The 18,246-nt window shown below is 34.8% G+C and carries 20 protein-coding genes; 17 read left to right on the forward strand and 3 right to left on the reverse strand.

Translation table 11 applies throughout. The features are described from left to right. The first annotated feature begins 1 nt into the window (after nt 1). The 7 genes from QE429_RS04570 (at nt 2) to QE429_RS04600 (ending at nt 4,776) form a co-directional block, all read left to right on the forward strand. A complete protein-coding gene (locus QE429_RS04570; RefSeq protein ID WP_307284533.1) occupies nt 2-601 on the forward strand; it encodes a hypothetical protein in 600 nt (199 codons plus the stop codon). Between the two features lie 110 nt (nt 602-711). Further along, complete coding sequence (locus tag QE429_RS04575) at nt 712-1,413, forward strand: hypothetical protein (RefSeq protein ID WP_307284535.1); 702 nt, start codon at nt 712-714, stop codon at nt 1,411-1,413. A 167-nt stretch (nt 1,414-1,580) separates the two neighbouring features. Then, nucleotides 1,581-1,979 carry a hypothetical protein gene (locus tag QE429_RS04580; RefSeq protein ID WP_307284538.1) on the forward strand — a complete coding sequence of 133 codons (399 nt, stop codon included), beginning with the start codon at nt 1,581-1,583 and terminating at the stop codon, nt 1,977-1,979. A 165-nt stretch (nt 1,980-2,144) separates the two neighbouring features. Then, nucleotides 2,145-2,303 (forward strand): DUF4083 domain-containing protein, encoded by a 159-nt coding sequence (locus tag QE429_RS04585; RefSeq protein ID WP_307284540.1) that lies wholly within the window; start codon nt 2,145-2,147, stop codon nt 2,301-2,303. A gap of 112 nt (nt 2,304-2,415) precedes the next feature. Continuing rightward, nucleotides 2,416-2,790 carry a DUF4181 domain-containing protein gene (locus QE429_RS04590; protein ID WP_307284542.1) on the forward strand — a complete coding sequence of 125 codons (375 nt, stop codon included), beginning with the start codon at nt 2,416-2,418 and terminating at the stop codon, nt 2,788-2,790. A 180-nt stretch (nt 2,791-2,970) separates the two neighbouring features. Then, complete coding sequence (locus QE429_RS04595; RefSeq protein WP_307284544.1) at nt 2,971-3,528, forward strand: DUF4256 domain-containing protein; 558 nt, start codon at nt 2,971-2,973, stop codon at nt 3,526-3,528. Between the two features lie 207 nt (nt 3,529-3,735). Next, complete coding sequence (locus tag QE429_RS04600; RefSeq protein WP_307284546.1) at nt 3,736-4,776, forward strand: DUF3231 family protein; 1,041 nt, start codon at nt 3,736-3,738, stop codon at nt 4,774-4,776. 240 nt (nt 4,777-5,016) lie between these two features. Here the strand turns inward: QE429_RS04600 and QE429_RS04605 are convergent, their stop codons facing one another. Beyond that, nucleotides 5,017-6,420, reverse strand: a complete 1,404-nt coding sequence (locus tag QE429_RS04605; protein ID WP_307284548.1) for a PQQ-dependent sugar dehydrogenase — start codon at nt 6,418-6,420, stop codon at nt 5,017-5,019. Between the two features lie 196 nt (nt 6,421-6,616). On the opposite strand from QE429_RS04605, the gene QE429_RS04610 reads away from it, so the two are divergent. The 4 genes from QE429_RS04610 to QE429_RS04625 all read left to right on the forward strand — a co-directional run bounded on the left by QE429_RS04610 (nt 6,617) and on the right by QE429_RS04625 (nt 9,913). After that, nucleotides 6,617-7,006, forward strand: coding sequence for a cupredoxin domain-containing protein (locus tag QE429_RS04610; protein WP_307284551.1), 390 nt, complete (start codon nt 6,617-6,619; stop codon nt 7,004-7,006). Nucleotides 7,007-7,344: 338 nt separating this feature from the next. Then, nucleotides 7,345-7,644 (forward strand): hypothetical protein, encoded by a 300-nt coding sequence (locus QE429_RS04615; protein WP_307284554.1) that lies wholly within the window; start codon nt 7,345-7,347, stop codon nt 7,642-7,644. 79 nt (nt 7,645-7,723) lie between these two features. Further along, nucleotides 7,724-9,316 (forward strand): HEAT repeat domain-containing protein, encoded by a 1,593-nt coding sequence (locus tag QE429_RS04620; protein ID WP_307284555.1) that lies wholly within the window; start codon nt 7,724-7,726, stop codon nt 9,314-9,316. A 264-nt stretch (nt 9,317-9,580) separates the two neighbouring features. After that, nucleotides 9,581-9,913 (forward strand): DUF6572 domain-containing protein, encoded by a 333-nt coding sequence (locus QE429_RS04625; RefSeq protein ID WP_307284557.1) that lies wholly within the window; start codon nt 9,581-9,583, stop codon nt 9,911-9,913. A gap of 156 nt (nt 9,914-10,069) precedes the next feature. On the opposite strand, the gene QE429_RS04630 is transcribed toward QE429_RS04625, so the two are convergent. Next, nucleotides 10,070-11,308, reverse strand: a complete 1,239-nt coding sequence (locus QE429_RS04630) for an IS110 family RNA-guided transposase (protein WP_307284559.1) — start codon at nt 11,306-11,308, stop codon at nt 10,070-10,072. A gap of 380 nt (nt 11,309-11,688) precedes the next feature. Between QE429_RS04630 and QE429_RS04635 the strand changes: the two genes are divergently transcribed. From QE429_RS04635 to QE429_RS04645, 3 genes are all read left to right on the forward strand, one after another. Beyond that, nucleotides 11,689-12,138: a hypothetical protein gene (locus QE429_RS04635; RefSeq protein WP_307284561.1), complete on the forward strand. Its 450-nt coding sequence runs from the start codon at nt 11,689-11,691 to the stop codon at nt 12,136-12,138. Nucleotides 12,139-12,307: 169 nt separating this feature from the next. Then, entirely contained in the window at nt 12,308-12,775 is a 468-nt protein-coding gene (locus tag QE429_RS04640) for a DUF2691 family protein (RefSeq protein ID WP_307284562.1), read from the forward strand. Nucleotides 12,776-13,032: 257 nt separating this feature from the next. Next, a complete protein-coding gene (locus QE429_RS04645) occupies nt 13,033-13,506 on the forward strand; it encodes a hypothetical protein (protein ID WP_307284564.1) in 474 nt (157 codons plus the stop codon). Nucleotides 13,507-13,905: 399 nt separating this feature from the next. Here QE429_RS04645 and QE429_RS04650 read toward each other — a convergent pair whose 3' ends face one another. Continuing rightward, nucleotides 13,906-15,144 (reverse strand): IS110 family RNA-guided transposase, encoded by a 1,239-nt coding sequence (locus QE429_RS04650; protein ID WP_307284559.1) that lies wholly within the window; start codon nt 15,142-15,144, stop codon nt 13,906-13,908. Between the two features lie 379 nt (nt 15,145-15,523). Between QE429_RS04650 and QE429_RS04655 the strand changes: the two genes are divergently transcribed. The 3 genes from QE429_RS04655 to QE429_RS04665 all read left to right on the forward strand — a co-directional run bounded on the left by QE429_RS04655 (nt 15,524) and on the right by QE429_RS04665 (nt 18,225). After that, nucleotides 15,524-16,069 (forward strand): hypothetical protein, encoded by a 546-nt coding sequence (locus QE429_RS04655; RefSeq protein ID WP_307284567.1) that lies wholly within the window; start codon nt 15,524-15,526, stop codon nt 16,067-16,069. Between the two features lie 164 nt (nt 16,070-16,233). Further along, nucleotides 16,234-17,037: a hypothetical protein gene (locus QE429_RS04660; protein WP_307284570.1), complete on the forward strand. Its 804-nt coding sequence runs from the start codon at nt 16,234-16,236 to the stop codon at nt 17,035-17,037. Nucleotides 17,038-17,649: 612 nt separating this feature from the next. Continuing rightward, entirely contained in the window at nt 17,650-18,225 is a 576-nt protein-coding gene (locus tag QE429_RS04665; RefSeq protein ID WP_307284572.1) for a TetR/AcrR family transcriptional regulator, read from the forward strand. Nucleotides 18,226-18,246: the final 21 nt, after the last annotated feature.

The following is an 18,246-nucleotide window of genomic DNA, read 5'->3' on the forward strand; positions in this document are numbered from 1 at the left end:
TTTGATAGCAAAAATTTCAAAAGCTTTACGTGACGGAGATTTTACATATGAGGTCTATCTAAGTTTAGATGGAATAGAAATTAACGGTGACGAATTAATACTTACTATTCAAGTCACTTATGAAGATGATGATCAAGTATTACAATTATGGAGAGTTACCTGCAAGGATTTTAAGAGCCATAGTTTATCTGTCCAATTCTTTCAGGATTTTGACGTTTTGGATGAGCACGTGTTTCTATGGGAATTTAATAAAAATTCAGGAAATTTATTCATTAAAGGGCATTCTAATAATATTAACCAAGTTATTGGAGAGTTGTTTTATGCTCATTCAAATGCTGTGAGCGGTCAATTACCACTAGAAAAATATTTAAATATCAATTATTACACTAAGGATATAGTCGGCTTGTTAACACATGGAGAAGGGTTATTTAGTAAGGGGCCGGTAAATATAATAAAGGTACACGAAAAGGTTTTGTCAGAGTACGGTTATGAGACATCTTTAATTGAATTGCCTACGAAAGAAAATACCACTTATAAAATCTTTGTTTTTGGAGAATCATTTGTTGTTGCTAAAGACTTTGAAGCTCTTCAGGTTTTGTAAACAACGGGTAAAGACGGCTTTTTTTCGGAAATGTGTGTTTATTTTTACTGTAGGAATGTATAAGTTTCGTTCAGAATTCACAATAACAATAAGAGGAATAGAGTGATCTTATGGACCATCAGAAAGATATTCTTGAGAATTTTTTAGATGATAAAAACTTGGAAAGAAATCCTCTTTTTAAAGAGTTTTGTCAATACAAAGAAAAGGGACTACGAAAAGAGGCATTTAAATCGTTGGATACTTTTTTAAATGAAACAAAAGATTGGAATGCAGTTAAGAAAAGAGCATTCATTAGTTGGCTTTTTGGATGGTTTGAGAAATCAGATGATATCCATCATGTGTTAGTGCATCCGCTTGAGGAAAAATTATTGAAACCTACACTTAACGATTGGATGGTTGAGGATTCCGAAGATCCAAAACTATTTAGATGGAGTGGTCTTTTCTTAAAGACTGACGACCATTTAACTCATCTAGAAAAGGCGCTCGAACTTGGTGGCAAGAGGGAGCAAAGAGTTTTAGAAGAGATTATTAATTATTATATATACTCCATTGAGTTTTCATTTCATCATATAAACGAAGATGCATATCTTGGTGAAATTCATGAGGATCAAGAGATTCTATTAAAAATTGATTGCCTATCTACTAAAGTGGAAGATACACAAAGCAAAGAGAATATAAGGCAGACAGTGACCTATTATAAAAATTTATTGAATGATTGGATGGAGTTTAGTAGTCAAGGAAAAGAAGGTTTTGTCCAGTGGTGTACTGAAAATGGGAAGGATTATGGCTGGACTAACTCATATTATTATTAGAGTACTTAAATCATTAAACTGCGAATTTATAATAGTAAATTTTTTTGCAAATGATGAAGATCTTAACCATGATTTGCAAAAAAAATTTTATAAAATACATAGAAATTCTATGTATACAGTGATACAATTACATAAATTGGAATTGCTAATCAGGGAGAGTATGTTTAATGAAAAAAGATACTAAAATCCTTATAACAACACTTGTTGTGCTACTAATCCTAGTAATTGCATTAATAATGGGTGTTATAAAGATTATTTTCACTGTAATGGGAGCTGCGTGTGGAAACGATATACAAAGAGAAATACCTTCCCCAAATGGAGAGAAAGTAGCATATGTTTTCCTAAGAAGTTGTGGTGCCACAACCGTTTTTTCACCTCAATTATCCATCTTAGATAAAGGTGATGATTTGGAAAATGAAGGGGGAAATACATTTAAGTCAGACAAAAGTTTTACGATTGAATGGGTTGATAAAAAAAGTCTAAAGGTAGTTTACCCTAGTTCCTCTAAACCCTTTGAAATGGATAAAAGGGTTAATGGCGTAAGTATTGAGTATTATGAAGAATAAATGAGACTTCCTATCCTTCCCATTAACCTGTCTTTTTCTTTTGCGACTATCGGAAGTAGGTTAGGTCAAAAGGAAATGAATTTAAGAAGTGCACAAAACAATTGATTTAAAATGGAAAAATCTTCAATTATAATAAAAGGAAGAACAAATTTGGGGGTAATTGATATGCACATTGGTGATGTTTTATGGCAAATACTTAATCTGGTATTTCTTTTACTTGTAATTGGCTTTATTGTTACGATTTTTCGTCATTTCAAAAAGCGGAACGAACAACTTAGTAGGATAGAGGGAAAGATTGATCGCATTCAGAAGAAAATGAGTTAATACATATAAGGACCGCTATGTCGGTCTTTTCATTTAGGCTCTGTTGAATACGCAATGCTCAATGGGTGGAAGCGAGATAGAATAATTAAATACAGGGGGGTGGATTAGAAAAATGCCGTTGGTCGGACTAAGTGTGGTTATTCTTATTGCAATAGTTATGGGCACAAAGGTTTTTGATAATTTTATTAGAAAAGGGTTTAGACTAGAGAAAATATCTCAAGGAAGATACTTTACGAGATACCAGATGTGGGTGGAACTGCTTATATTGCTAATATTCGTCGTTGTTGCCAATCTAATAGGTATTGAATCATCTTATACCTATCTTGCCATTCTTGTATTTGGGCTAGTTTACTTCGGGTTTGAAGCCTTGGTGCAGAAAAAATACCTTAAAAATTCTAAAGAATACAAAGTCACTTTTTTAATAGGAGCACTTAAGACGCTGCTCTTTATGTTTTTAATTGTTATTTATAATGTAATTTATTATTAATTAAGTATAATTGGTTAATAATGAATGGTGTTTTAATCTTGTAAATTCAGAGGAAATTATCTTAAATAAACGAGTGGAAGCCCCAGCTGCTGTATTTAGTGGCTTTTTTCTTTTGTTCTAACGGAGAAATGGCAATTTGGAACTGATATAATTATGAGTAAAAACAAGGAGGCCCCTACTATGGCAAAGGAATTGTTACAAGAACAACGTGAAGAACTACTCAAAAAATTGAAAGCCCGATTTGAGAAAAACATGAACCGACATGAAGGTCTGGAATGGGCTGATGTACAAGCTAAGCTTGAGGCAAATCATGAAAAATTGTGGTCGCTCCATGAAATGGAGGCAACTGGCGGGGAACCAGATGTTGTTGGTCATGATAAAGAGACAGGTGAATACATATTTTATGATTGTTCAGCGGAAAGTCCAAAAGGTCGCAGAAGTATTTGTTATGACCGCGAAGCGTTGGAGTCAAGGAAACAACACAAACCACAATCTAGTGTGATCGATATGGCAACGGCCATGGGCATTGAGCTTTTAACGGAGGAACAATACCGGGAGCTGCAGGAGCTTGGAAATTTCGATCTGAAAACCTCAAGCTGGGTGCAAACCCCTGCTGCTATTAGAAAACTTGGTGGGGCCATCTTCTGTGATCGTCGCTACAACACGGTCTTTGTCTACCACAACGGAGCAGAATCCTACTATGCTGCAAGGGGTTTCCGTGGCTCGCTACGGGTCTAAATTTTGCATAGACAGTTTGAGAAAGGTTTTCTGGGGGAAAACTATCGGGCTAGAGTTAAGAGGGATCGTACCTACTACGGTCCTTTTATTATTTAACGAGGCAGGATCATTTCATTAAATACAATGAAAGGCTTATAAAAATTCAGCCAAGGATAAGATTTTTAAAGCGAGAGAATACTAAGCAAAACACGGCGAGGGAGATTTTCTATGGACACGCTTAAACCGATTCATATAAGTTCAACAAAAACAGACCTTAGCGAAGAGCTTACATCTGCTGAAATGGGTAAACTTTGGGCAACTTATATGGGCAACAGCATGTCAAAATGTATTTTACGCTATTTTCTTCAACACGTTGAGGATCAAGATATTAAAACTTTATTAGAGAACGCCTTCTCATTAAGTACGGAGTTTTTGAAAACCACAGAAGAGATATTTAAAAAGGAAAATTTTCCTATTCCGAAAGGTTTTTCAGAAGAAGAAGATCTTAACGCTGAGGCTCCTCGTTTATTTCAAGATGAATATTATGTTTATTACCTTAAATATGTCGCGAAAGCTGGTATGAGTATTTATAACGTTGCTGTGCCGCTTGTTTTTAGGAAGGATGTCGAAGAGTTTTTTACCTATTGTATGGATTCTACTATGGCATTGATGAAACAAATCAAAGATATCTTAATGGGGAAAGGACTCATCATTAAGCCCCCTAGTATTCCAGTACCAGCTAAAGTGGAATTTGTTCATCAAGATTTTTTAAATGGTTTCTTTGGGCATGTGCGACCTTTACATGCTTTAGATATTGCCCACCTTTACGATAATATTGAAAATAATGTAGCGAGTAAAGCGTTGATTATGGCGTTTAGCCAAGTGGTAAAATCGGAAAAACTTCGTCATTTGTTTTTAAGAGGGAAAGATTTTACACATAGACATGTTGAACTATATATGGAAAAACTACATAATGAGGATTTACCTACCCCATCGTTTCTTGATCATTTGGTTACAACATCCACCTTTGCTCCCTTTTCAGATAAATTAATGTTGTTTCATAAGATGGACATGTTTTCGATGAAAATTCGATCTTTTGGAAACTCAGTGGCTGTAAACGGAAGACATGATTTAGGACTCATGTATACACGGACGTTAATACAGATTTCTTCATTTGTTGAAGATGCAGCTAAAATTATGATTGAGAATGGCTGGATGGAACATCCCCCTTATGCAGCTGCACGAAATAGGATAGCTAAGAATCAGTAACAGTGTCATATTTCCGGATGGACTTGGACTGCTATAAAATATCGGGGAAATATAATTGAATATGGTTGGCGCAAAAGTTAAAGAAAGAGGGCACATGACTGCTCTTTTGCTGTAGTATAACCTTGTGCATATATGTAGAATAATGCAACTTGAAGACGATGGGAACAAACCACAGGGACGGTTCTGGTGGCTCTTTCTCGATGAGGAAAAAAGCCAGCAGAACCGTCTCCATGGTCCGCATCAAGAAACAATTTCAAAAACAGTACCTTGGTTAAGTTCTGTCACTTTCATAGAGTTATAGACCCCTAAATATAGCCTCGTTTGATCCAGATTCGTTCCTAAATTAACATAATAAGCAGATTGGGCTCCAAAATTATAATCGGTGTCAATTACACTATAATCATTTAGTATTCCGTCTGTTCTTACCTTGGTATAAGCTAATACCCCTCTAGCCGCCGTTTGAGATTCTCCTTTTCTAGCAAGATCGGAAAACACGACGCTACCTGTTAAATCGGGAATTCCATTCCCCATATATACCTGGACACCAGTCAGTGCAGTTCCTCCAAACTTATCGGGTCTGTGGTCTTTATGAAAATAATTAGTTAGCGGCTGAAGACGTTTCGCTGAAGTATTTATTGCTTCATTATAATAAGCAATGATTTTCTCATCCACGCTCGGATTTGAAGAGCAGCCTCTTATAGTCGAGGTAGGAAAAGCACCTTCCCATCCTCGCCAGCCAAAGTTAATGAAAGGTCCAGTGTTGCTTAAAGAAGCTTGAACAAGCTGAGTGACTGGGATGGGTTTATATGAGTGGAAAGAAAAAATCGATTCCACCAAATCCTGTCCGACCTGTCCTACATATTTCATATACTGATTATAAAACCTTTGATAAGTAATGCCTGGGATATTGCGAACCCCTTTGGCCATGACCGAAAGCGTTTCTTGGATAGGTAGGGGAAGTTCATTAAAACGTGTGACAACGGGTGGATTATTGGTAAAAGTGTTCTTAGCTACATCTATTTCAATGATTTTACCGGCAATCTCCAGATTGTCCTGACTTAAATTAAAGGGATCATAGCCTGATCCACCATCTCCGGTGGTTAAAACAAGTTTTCCTGTTTCAGGCGAAAAGTTTAAGCTATTGACACCGTTATGATTAAAGAAGGGTCTTCTTAAGTTCAGTAATGTCCGCCGTTTTTGGGGTTGACCATTCGATTGTAAAATCCATTCTTCCACTGTATCAATATGATCATATTGAGTTTCTCTATTAATCCATCTTAGGTTTAATGAATTGGGATCACACGGGTTAGGCTGAAAAGATTCAGAAAGTGCACCTGGACCTTGTGTCCCCGCTACTGAATAGTGAATGTAAAACAGGCCGTTATAATAAAATTGGGGATGAAACGCTAGCCCTAGCAAACCCCGTTCATCATATCCGCCACCAGGATCACCTAGCTTTATAATTCGCGGGCGAATATCTAAAAAAGTCCGTACTGCCCCGTTACTTATATAAAAGATCTCTCCCACCTGGGTTGCAATAAATAATCTTTCAATGGAATCACCCGGAAGGATAGCTGTTTTTAAGACAGTGGGTAAATTTATCTTAGTTACAATGGGCCGAAATCGAACCTTCACTTTTTTCAACTCGCTTTACACCCCTTCTTATTTGTTTTCTTTTATAAGAATATGAGTAGATCTGTTCTATTAGTCTTAAATTAGGGTCGAGGAATCTAACCGGGCATTGTCCATTAATAAATTGAGTTATTATTTAAATTCAATTTATAGTGATAATTTCTTATAAGTTGGAAAAAAATACTACATAAGAAAGGAGGGAGTGTGAATGTCTATGAAAAAGTGGTTAACTCGATTAGCCGTTTTCCTTGCGATTATTTTGGTCTTGGCAACTGCAGGTGCACTCAGTGTATTTGCTGAAACCGGAGTCGTAACACAGTCTTTTGAGTCAGCGAAAGCGATTGATGTCAAGCTGTATGATGATGCCTTTAATCCGAAAGTCATCACCATTCCGAATGGAAAAACGACAACGTTGATATTGAAAAACGAGGGTAAGAAAGAGCACACTTTCACAGTGGAAAAGCTCAGTATTGATGTTGAGATTCAGCCAGGACAAGAAAAAACTATTACCGTTAATCCGAAAAATACCGGTACATATGAACTGATATGTCGTTATCATTTCCATGAAGGTATGGTTGGAAAAGTAATAGTTAAATAACCAGCAGGGCCAATCTGAGCTGCCCCGTAAATGTTAGAAACCGAACTAACAGTACAAGTCCAGTTCAATCAGGCCTTGCTTTTTTTGAGGAAATGGAACTTTTTAGGGTGTGATTCGTATATACACTAAAAGAAAAACCTGGGCTTCGAATATAGTAATGACGATATTGAAGAGAATCAAGCAATTGTTGCATTAAAAAGTGATCTGGAAAAAACATATTTTTTTACTTATAAAAAAAAGACAAAGGAATTAATACAAATTGATATTGTTAATGGTGAGATGATCGAATCATTAGCAGGAAAATAATATTCAGTTAATGGTCCAGAAAGGAGTTCGACATGAGGCTAATAGATGAGTACTTTGAAACAGCGATGGAAGCCTGGAGTATGATGCAAAAGACTTCTGGTGACGAAGGCGCAGAATGGGCAGAAAGATTTGAACGTTACTTTTATGAATTTATCGATGAATTGAAGAAATGGTGGACAACTCTTCACCCAAAGCCAACGACTATAGAAGAGGCGGAGGAGTTACCTGAAATAAAAAAGTGGAAGGAGCAAATCCCTGCTCCTGTACAACTAAATTTTCTTACCGAATTAGAGGATATTATGGACGGATTTGATACGGAACGGTTTGATTAAGAAGTTGAGTAGTGAAAATATAATTAAATATCTTAGTAGACCACCAAACGGGAGTCGTTTGTATAGAGGATGAGGACGATTGAGCTGGAGATTTTTTAAAAAGAAATCGGCGTTTTACCCTGCCGACAGATACTCAAAGGAGTATATAGAAGAAAGGTTGAAAGTTACAGGCAAGTATGAGTTATCAAAAATACCTCCTATTTTTGAGCTTTTATTAACTAGCTCTAATGAATTAAAAATTAGAACAGCAAAAGTACTTCAAGAATATGTATTGTCTTTAAACATTCTAGTATTATCAAAGCTTGATCGTATTTTTAGAAATCATACTTCATTGGATTGGAAACATGATTGGAAGAATGAATCACCAGAGAATTTATTAATGTCTGATATGACTGAAGCTGAGAGAATAATAATTTTAGGTTTGTGCAGTTTTCATCCAAATGGTTATTTTAGAGAAAAAGCGTTGCATTTATTAAATTTGCATGACTCAGGTTATGAATTTCCTTATTTACTTATCCGCTGTAATGATTGGGTTTCGGAGATAAGGGAGTCTGCGAAAAAAAATGTCGAGTGTCGTTTAACAACTAAGTATGTTAACCACATTGTCAACAATCTCCCCATAGTATTTAAGCTAAAGAACACTAGGAGAAATGACCATAGTCAAATGTTTGAACATGTTGCTCATTTGTTATCTCAAAAGGAGTCGTTCCCATATTTGGACCAAGGTACAAGGTCAAAGTCAATTAAGGTAAGATATTTCTGCTATCAAATGATTGTACACTCAAAATTGTACAAGAAAGAATTACTCTTCAATTATCTTAAGCTAGAAAAAGAGCCTCACCCGCGCCTACTACTGTTCAATGAATTAATAAGTGACATTAGTGTAATAGAATTTAATGAATATTACCCTATCTTAAAGAAGGACAAATTTCCAATGATAAGAGCAAGAGTATTGGAAAAATATCATTTCTTCTTTCCTAACGAGAGTATTTGCGAACTTGAAAGTGCCCTGGTAGATAAAAGTTATATGATTCGATCACTAGTAAGATTCCTGTTAAAAAAGCATAACTTTACAGACTTTTCTTCTTTTTACATGCAGATGATAAACTCCAAGCAATCTCTTCGTGGAGCTATTTTGGGATTAGGCGAAGTCGGTAAGAAAGACCATGCAAAGGAGATCATTCCATTTTTAGCTCATAATGATGTTTCGATTGTTAAGGCTGCCATCCTAGCATTAGCAATATTAGATGGGAAAAGTTACAAGGGAGAGTTTGTCTGGATGCTAAATCACAGGCATGTGGGGGTATCGAATGCTGCCAGGAGATCATTAAAAACGCTAAATTATAGTGATTTAAAAGAACAATTATATACCATTTACAAAAAGACTAGATACAACCATTCCAAATATAATATAGCTCTTTTACTATGTTCACTAGCAAAATGGGATGCAATTATCTATATTATAGAGTTCTATGTAAATAGGGAAGATAGTAATCTAACAGGATTAGGTAGAGCCTATTTCGATAAATGGATAGAAAACTTTAACCGTACTTTTGATTCACCAACTATGATTCAAATAGAATCAATTAAGAATACATTAGCAATGTATGGTAGCAGATTAGAAAAACAAGATGTAAGGTATATTGAATTCAGTATTACAGGGTTTCAATAATAATTTTGAGCTTGTTTTTGTCAATTAACTGATGGATGTATTGGCAGTATGTTTATTAATCTTTATGAATCATTACTGAATGATAATCCTGTATACAAACGAATATGTATTCATATTGGTGAAGCGATGCTTACTGCACTAATGAAGCAGGTTACTTGAAGAAGAAATTGAATAATTTTAGAAAAAATTAACTTCCTTATATAAATGTAATGCTAAAATATTTACAGGAAAATCGGTTAAAAAAAGCGTGAGGGCGGCGGGAAAATGTCTGTTGTTGAAGTTGATAAAGTGGATGGAATTGGTGCGGATTTTGATGAAAAGAAACTTATTTTTATGATTTCAGACCATCTTGGATGGGACAATGAATATGAGCACTTAATAATACAAGATAAAATTAATGCTTATTTAGGATTTATCGAAGCTGAAGAATATAACGATATTTATCCAGATAATGAATTTAATTCATTTGTAATTCAAATTTATTTTCTAAATGAACCAACAAAAAATTGCAACCAATTTTTAGAGACAGTAACTAAACAATTACATGAGTTTAATATAACAATTGAACAAGAATGGTCTTACGATGAAAACATATAAGGCATTTATCTTCTTCAAGTAAACCAGCTAATAGTTTGTCAACATTTTTCAATAAAAAGTTTAATAACCTCATGATATACTAAAAATGTTCATGCCAAATAACCTTCCTAAATTCTCTTTCTGGAAGGTTTTGTTGTATTTAGTTAGATATAGGTTCTAAGCTATATCTTGGAAAGTTGTTCTGCTTTTTAGTAAGGCATAAATCCAATGTAAGAGTTTGTTTACACAAGCAATAATGGCTACTCTAAAGGGTTTTCCTTCTTCTCGTTTCTTATCGTAAAACTCACGTAGTCTTCTATTACGTGGAATGATCTCATCAGTCGTTTTCTTTTTACGGGAATCTCGAATACCACTTTGAACAGCCATATACAAGGCGTGGCGAAGCCTACATGAGCCACGTTTGGTTATTCGGTTTACCGATGCAGTAAACTTTCCAGAAGAATACACACTAGGATCTATTCCAGCGAATGCAACTAACTTCTTGGCATCATTAAACCGATCTATCTCTCCGATTTCAGAAATAATCGTTGCAGCGATTTTTTCTCCGACTCCAGGGATAGATTGAAGAATCTCATATTCTTCAATTTCACTTGCGAGGGCATCTATTTCATTCGCAATATTGGATAGATGCTCTTGGTATTGAAGAACAATCTTAACCAAGATTTCAAGGTTAAAAATATGACTATCGTAGAGATTGTTTTGAAAAGGATCACGATTGGCGGCTTCTCTTAACTTCTGTGCCTTTTCCTTTGCCCATGACTCCGAACGACTCATACATAACGAACCTATTTTATCAGTTAATTCTTTTTCACTTACACTTAATACTGCCTTAGAAGTAGGGAATTCTAGTAAAGTAAGCAAAGATACCTTTGAATAGAGGCTTCCAAAAACCCCTCGATACTCAGGAAAGACCTGATCAATTAAGGAATGTAGCTGTATCTTAGTTTTTGCAGATATTTCTGCAATACTCTCTTGTTGCCTTGTTAGATTACGAAGGTTTAAGAGTTGAACACCACGCTTCTTATAAGGCTCTAGTTCTTCTTTATAAAACAGTTCACAAAGATGATAAGCATCAATCGCATCAGTTTTAACCTTTCGAAGGCTTGAGCTCTTGGCTCTATGTGAGATAAGTGGATTCACGATAATATAAACATAATTTTGTTCCTCTAGAAACTGAATAACGGGAATATGATAGTGCCCAGTTGATTCTAAAACGACCGAAGGTTGATAACCACCAGTTTCCTTTTCCACATCTAGAAGGAATTCTAATAGACTTTCTAACCCTTTAAGATCATGTTTAATACTAAAACTCTTACGGTATGGTTTTCCTTTATCTAAAAATGCTTGAACTTGGCTTTCCCCTTTTGATACATCCAGACCAATCACTGGATTCATATTAATTACTCCTCCTCCTAGAAATACATATTAGTCGGTATCCCCTAAAGCTCCTTGTAATGTCATAGGTTCGCTTGTTAAACGGGATCATGGTCCCAACCAGCCTGAAACATGTTTATACAAGTAGGGGGTGAACAGTTTACTTGACGGGATCTAGTCCCACGGGGGCGACGTTCTACCCCGACTACCGTAATCATATGACCATATAGAAAAAGGTCAACCAGAAAATTCTGGCTAACCTTATATTACGAACGGGTGCAAGAGTTAGGGAAGTGGGATGGCTGCGGCGATCCCATTTTCTTATTGTGCTGACGGGCAGGTTAGTTCAACAACCATATAGAATATAGATTGTGAAAAGGGCTTTTGAGAGGAGGAATTTTGTGCAAGATAATTTAGCTTTTCATATTCCAACTTATACAGACGATGATTCAACCTTTCCCAAACCAGTAAATAGAAGTTATGATTATTGGGTTCATTTAATAAAATACTTTTTATTAAAATCTGATACGATTGAAGTGCATTGTTGGAATGAAGAAATTGACACAATTGATGAAATTAAAAAACTCAACTCATTTGAGATGTTTCAAGAAGAAAATATTACTGTCTTTAAGGGAATGAAAACCTCAATTATTTCAGCTTATCTATCGAATGACAATATTAATAATATTGGAGAGTTCAAATGGTTTACAGTTAATTTAGATAAAGGTACGGTGCCAGTATTTCATTCAGGTCATTGGGGAACTGAATTCTTTGTTCCTAATGCTATGGAAAAAGATGTTGAACTTATTAAAAATGTAATTCCAGCCGAAACTAGTTTTCATAATTATTAATACATTCTTTTTTTTACTAAATGCGGCATTTGCAAAAGAAACTGGGTGCGGTTTTCGAAGATTTTCTTATTGAAGTAACGGAGCAGTTTACTTCAAAAAGAAGGATTTTGAAATTTGAATCTAGAAGTAAAATTAACGATATTTGGTTATTGAGAAGAGGTGGAGATAAATGAAAAAAGGCATCAGTTTCCTAATTGCAAATAGATACGGAAGTTACCTGGGAGAGGTATTGAAGCCTTTTAATACGACTGACTTCAACTGGCTTATTGGGGGCGAAGAGTCATATTTTGTGGAGGATGATACGCTAGGTAAACCACTTTTCCCAGAAGACTCAATCGTTTTGGACGGTAAGATTCTAAAAAATATTATAGAAAAAAATGAGTATTATCTAATATTTGCAGATTTAAAAGCGTACCCAAAAGGAAATAATCCAGCGGATATTAAAACGTATGATGAGTTTTTAAAAAGCAATTGTCAACTCGTGTTATTAGTCGTTGATACTATATATATGATAATCTATTGTAAGGACTCGGAAAAACTTGAAAGTTTATTTCAAAACGCAAAGTTAAAAGGTTTTGAGGACCTCCAGTACATTACGGATGAAAATGACACAATAGAAAGGCTATCTTGTTGGTAAAACGAACTTATAACTACACATTCTATTTCAAACTAACAGGGGCAAGAGTTGAAGACCCAGCTGCCAATTAAGGTGGCTTTTTTCTTTATTGAAGTAACGGGCATGTTAATGCAAGAAGGAGTTTAAACGGAATATAGATTGCTTGTAAATGCACTTTACTTAAATGAGCGGTATAAACTATCTTTTCGGAATATTGACTATTATTAGAGTTAGGCTTAAATACTTTTTGGTAAAATTGTTAATAAAGGGGGATTGAATTGAAAAAATTTTATTTATTAATTTTAATGATCATTACTCTAGTAGGTTGTCAAACAAATAAAACATCTCAAGCAAATAACACATTTTTAAAGTATAAAAGTGCTGTTGAATACGGGCTACAAGACGAAGGAATTACCAAAGATGATATCATTGATGAAATTCAAGTTGGTGGGGAACAATTTATTATTTTTGCAAACCCTAATTTAAGTGATTCAATTGCAATTGCAAATATTAATGTAGACAAAAATGGTGCTTATACTTGGAACCTAGTTGGTTCAAGATGTGCTTTTGCAATGAGTTCAAATCATAGTATTCCTTCGGTTAAGGATGAAATTCAAACGATATCCAGAAAAAAATTTAACTTTTATCTGGGACCGGATAAAACTAAACTAGCGTTGATGGCAGATGTGGATAACGAAGAACTTAAATACGATGAAAAAAGAGAGTTGTATTATATTATTAGGGAAATATAGAATTTCTTTTACGCCCCTTTTTTATTGGAATATCAGCAAGTATTGGGCAATTTGGTTGTATTAAAAAGGCGGTGGTTTTTATTGATTAAAAAGTATTTAGTTTTATATGTCCCAGCAATAATTATTTCAGCCATTCTATATTTTACATTACCTCAACATTTAAAATATCTAATAATAATTCCTCCAGGGATAGCAGGGGTGATTTATAATATTTGGTCAAAAAGACCGATAAGGTAAATGGAATTTATTTTCGTTATTGAAGTAAACCAGCTAATAGTTTGTCAACATTTTTCAATAAAAAGTTTAATAACCTCATGATATACTAAAAATGTTCATGCCAAATAACCTTCCTAAATTCTCTTTCTGGAAGGTTTTGTTGTATTTAGTTAGATATAGGTTCTAAGCTATATCTTGGAAAGTTGTTCTGCTTTTTAGTAAGGCATAAATCCAATGTAAGAGTTTGTTTACACAAGCAATAATGGCTACTCTAAAGGGTTTTCCTTCTTCTCGTTTCTTATCGTAAAACTCACGTAGTCTTCTATTACGTGGAATGATCTCATCAGTCGTTTTCTTTTTACGGGAATCTCGAATACCACTTTGAACAGCCATATACAAGGCGTGGCGAAGCCTACATGAGCCACGTTTGGTTATTCGGTTTACCGATGCAGTAAACTTTCCAGAAGAATACACACTAGGATCTATTCCAGCGAATGCAACTAACTTCTTGGCATCATTAAACCGATCTATCTCTCCGATTTCAGAAATAATCGTTGCAGCGATTTTTTCTCCGACTCCAGGGATAGATTGAAGAATCTCATATTCTTCAATTTCACTTGCGAGGGCATCTATTTCATTCGCAATATTGGATAGATGCTCTTGGTATTGAAGAACAATCTTAACCAAGATTTCAAGGTTAAAAATATGACTATCGTAGAGATTGTTTTGAAAAGGATCACGATTGGCGGCTTCTCTTAACTTCTGTGCCTTTTCCTTTGCCCATGACTCCGAACGACTCATACATAACGAACCTATTTTATCAGTTAATTCTTTTTCACTTACACTTAATACTGCCTTAGAAGTAGGGAATTCTAGTAAAGTAAGCAAAGATACCTTTGAATAGAGGCTTCCAAAAACCCCTCGATACTCAGGAAAGACCTGATCAATTAAGGAATGTAGCTGTATCTTTGTTTTTGCAGATATTTCTGCAATACTCTCTTGTTGCCTTGTTAGATTACGAAGGTTTAAGAGTTGAACACCACGCTTCTTATAAGGCTCTAGTTCTTCTTTATAAAACAGTTCACAAAGATGATAAGCATCAATCGCATCAGTTTTAACCTTTCGAAGGCTTGAGCTCTTGGCTCTATGTGAGATAAGTGGATTCACGATAATATAAACATAATTTTGTTCCTCTAGAAACTGAATAACGGGAATATGATAGTGCCCAGTTGATTCTAAAACGACCGAAGGTTGATAACCACCAGTTTCCTTTTCCACATCTAGAAGGAATTCTAATAGACTTTCTAACCCTTTAAGATCATGTTTAATACTAAAACTCTTACGGTATGGTTTTCCTTTATCTAAAAATGCTTGAACTTGGCTTTCCCCTTTTGATACATCCAGACCAATCACTGGATTCATATTAATTACTCCTCCTCCTAGAAATACATATTAGTCGGTATCCCCTAAAGCTCCTTGTAATGTCATAGGTTCGCTTGTTAAACGGGATCATGGTCCCAACCAGCCTGAAACATGTTTATACAAGTAGGGGGTGAACAGTTTACTTGACGGGATCTAGTCCCACGGGGGCGACGTTCTACCCCGACTACCGTAATCATATGACCATATAGAAAAAGGTCAACCAGAAAATTCTGGCTAACCTTATATTACGAACGGGTGCGTTTCTGTAATAAACAGGGACGCTTTTTTTTATTAGCTAAAGGTGTACAGTAAATACCCCTTAACATATTAAAGGGTTAAATTGAAAATACTACCATAGTAAAAAACTATAAAAAAGGATGTGATCAGTATCAAGTTTTTCAAAATAGTTATTATGTTTATCATATTAACCTGTTCCTTTACATTTGGAGCAAAAGCAACAACCTACACTAGCGAACAATTACAAAAGACTTATTTTGAAATAGGCTATACTGGAATACACCAGGCATTAAAAGATAGCAGTATACATTTTAATCGCAATATTGAGCTACCAGTGCAAATTCCACCTATTGCTTTTACTCATAGCTTTGCAAGGGTAGGTAATATAGAAGATAAGCCTAATGATAAACTTGAAATCGAGTACATTAATAAAGATATACCTGAGAATCACTATAAGATTTTTGTTCAACCTGCAGAATATGGTTTAAAAATAAAAGAAAAGCTAATTGATCAAAGGTTAAAAATAAAAGGTAGTGTAGCGATCCTTAGTACCAAGGCAGTAAGAGGATTTAACCTCTTTGTATTTGAAAAGGATGGTTTCCAATATATCTTGAGTGTTGATAAGAGGGTATCGAACATAGTCACACCAAAAATATTTAAGGAAATCGCAAATTCCATTCCTAAATAAAACAAATATTTAAATGAGCATTGGGTATTTACATAAGTTTATTAAAAGTAAGGAGGTTGCCCAATTGGTTATTTTGAGAACAAGTAATTTTTACGATGATACAACTTGTAGTGTAAGAGATGACTTTTTAGAATTAGAATTTTTAGTTGTAGGAAATCACTTTTATGAAGAAATATAATATTGTATTTCTAATCCTCATTGGATTTTTATTTAATTCATCCAGCCAAATGGCTGAAGCAAAAAATAATACTAATCAACAGATCCCTTTTTTGGAACAATTATTGACGCACTCATTAAAGCATTATGAGGTCGAATACATTAAAATTGAAAATGATTCTGGGCAGCAGCGTGTTTTCAGTATCAACGATGGTTTTCAAGAACGTGTACTAAGAAAAGTGGTACACTGGCTTAATCACTCTAGCCGAGTGAATGGAACAATCGAGGTATCTTTAAATAATCCATCTAATAAATTGACGTTAAAAATGGCAAATAATGAAGTGATTACTATTGAACCCGCCTATACGTGTAAAGTTGACAAAAAACGAAAAACCTGCACTGCTAAAGATGGAGAATTAATCGTTTCAGGAAACAGCAAAAAAATACGATTAAAGTCACAATCTCTTTATGATTGGCTCGTTGTAGGGTGGAGAAAAGAAGTGGTGGGACCTATTAAAGAAGAGTTGCTTGAAGAAGCATTGTTTACACGTTATTTAAATTATTTGGGTCCATCTTATTCGGAATTTTTTATGTGTCCAAAAATCAGAATTGAACCCATTGATGGAGATCCCAGGAGACATCTCATTTTTGCCAGTGCTTTAAACTATTCAGGACACCACGGTAGCGATTATGATAAACTTACTTTTTCTGTAAGGGATTCTAACCTAACAGGGTTACAAGTGACAAATGTAAAAATAAAGAAACATATATCGCAAGAAGAAAGCCAAAAACAATGCCAAACGTTCGATTAAATATAGTTTATACGAAAGGGCGTTTCTTTTAGGGAGGGGACGCTTCTTGTTTGGGTTTTTACAGCAAATTTAAGTTATTATTAGTTTGTGAAGGTTTGTACTTAAGCTAACGGGTGCTTTAACATAATAAGTTATAAAATAAAAGAGTCTAAAATATGCAAGTTTTATGCATTTCTTGCGTATGTTGGCTTTTTTACATAAAAAAAGATACTGCCGTTTATAGCATTTATTAATTGCCAAATACAATGCTGTCATTGCGGCAGCTTTTTTTATTGTGCAAAGGTCAGGATGGAGAATGCCTGAAGAATATTTTCCTTATGAATGGAAGGAAAGACCAGACGAAGTTCGTGACTTTTGGCTAAATTACAAGCACTTAATTGCAACTGAATTTACTTAAATCCAAAGACATCAGCAAATCCTTGCTACTAAGAGGTAAGAAACCAAGGGAATCGTCCCCCTGGTCTATTGCTACAAGTGTAGTAGACTGATAAAATCATAGTACACTGCGTGATGATCAAAAAATATTCTATATCCTTTTTTATAAAGGAATATATTGAACACCAGAAATGGCTAAAATACATAGTAAGGAATGAATGGAAAGAAGGGAATAACATGGGGAGAGATCGGAAATTTAATGAAGTGGACTTATTCCTTTGCACCAAAAAGCTCATTATTGAAACGGGATATGAAGGATTTACCATTGGTCAATTAGCCTCACAGTTAGATATCTCACGAGCAGCCATTTATAAGTATTATCAAAATAAGGATGAATTGTTATTAGATTTTATGCTAGATGAAATGAACCATACATTGAAGAGTTTTTCATCTATTCCAGAGGAGTTACCTTTTCTAGAAAAGATCGACTTACTTTTGCAAAAAATATATAAGTACAAGGATTTACATTCAATACTTGGGATTCAGGAAGGTATTTCTACCAAAAACGCACCACATCTAGAAGCGAAGAAAAACCAACTCTCGCTCATGCATCGTGAACTATATCAGCCTCTTATGCATCTAGTTCAGCAAGGTAAGTCAGAAGGCTATATGGATATGGACATGCCGAATGAATTATTACTAGGGTTTATTTTTCAAAGTATTGCGATTCCTAACCATTCAGGAATGGACACTGAAGAAGTGTTCAATTATACAAAGAAGTTAATTCTCAATGGAATTCTAAAAAAAAAGTGACACAATTGTAACTTATATGTA

Source organism: Bacillus sp. SORGH_AS_0510 (assembly GCF_030818775.1).
Lineage (GTDB): Bacteria > Bacillota > Bacilli > Bacillales > Cytobacillaceae > Neobacillus.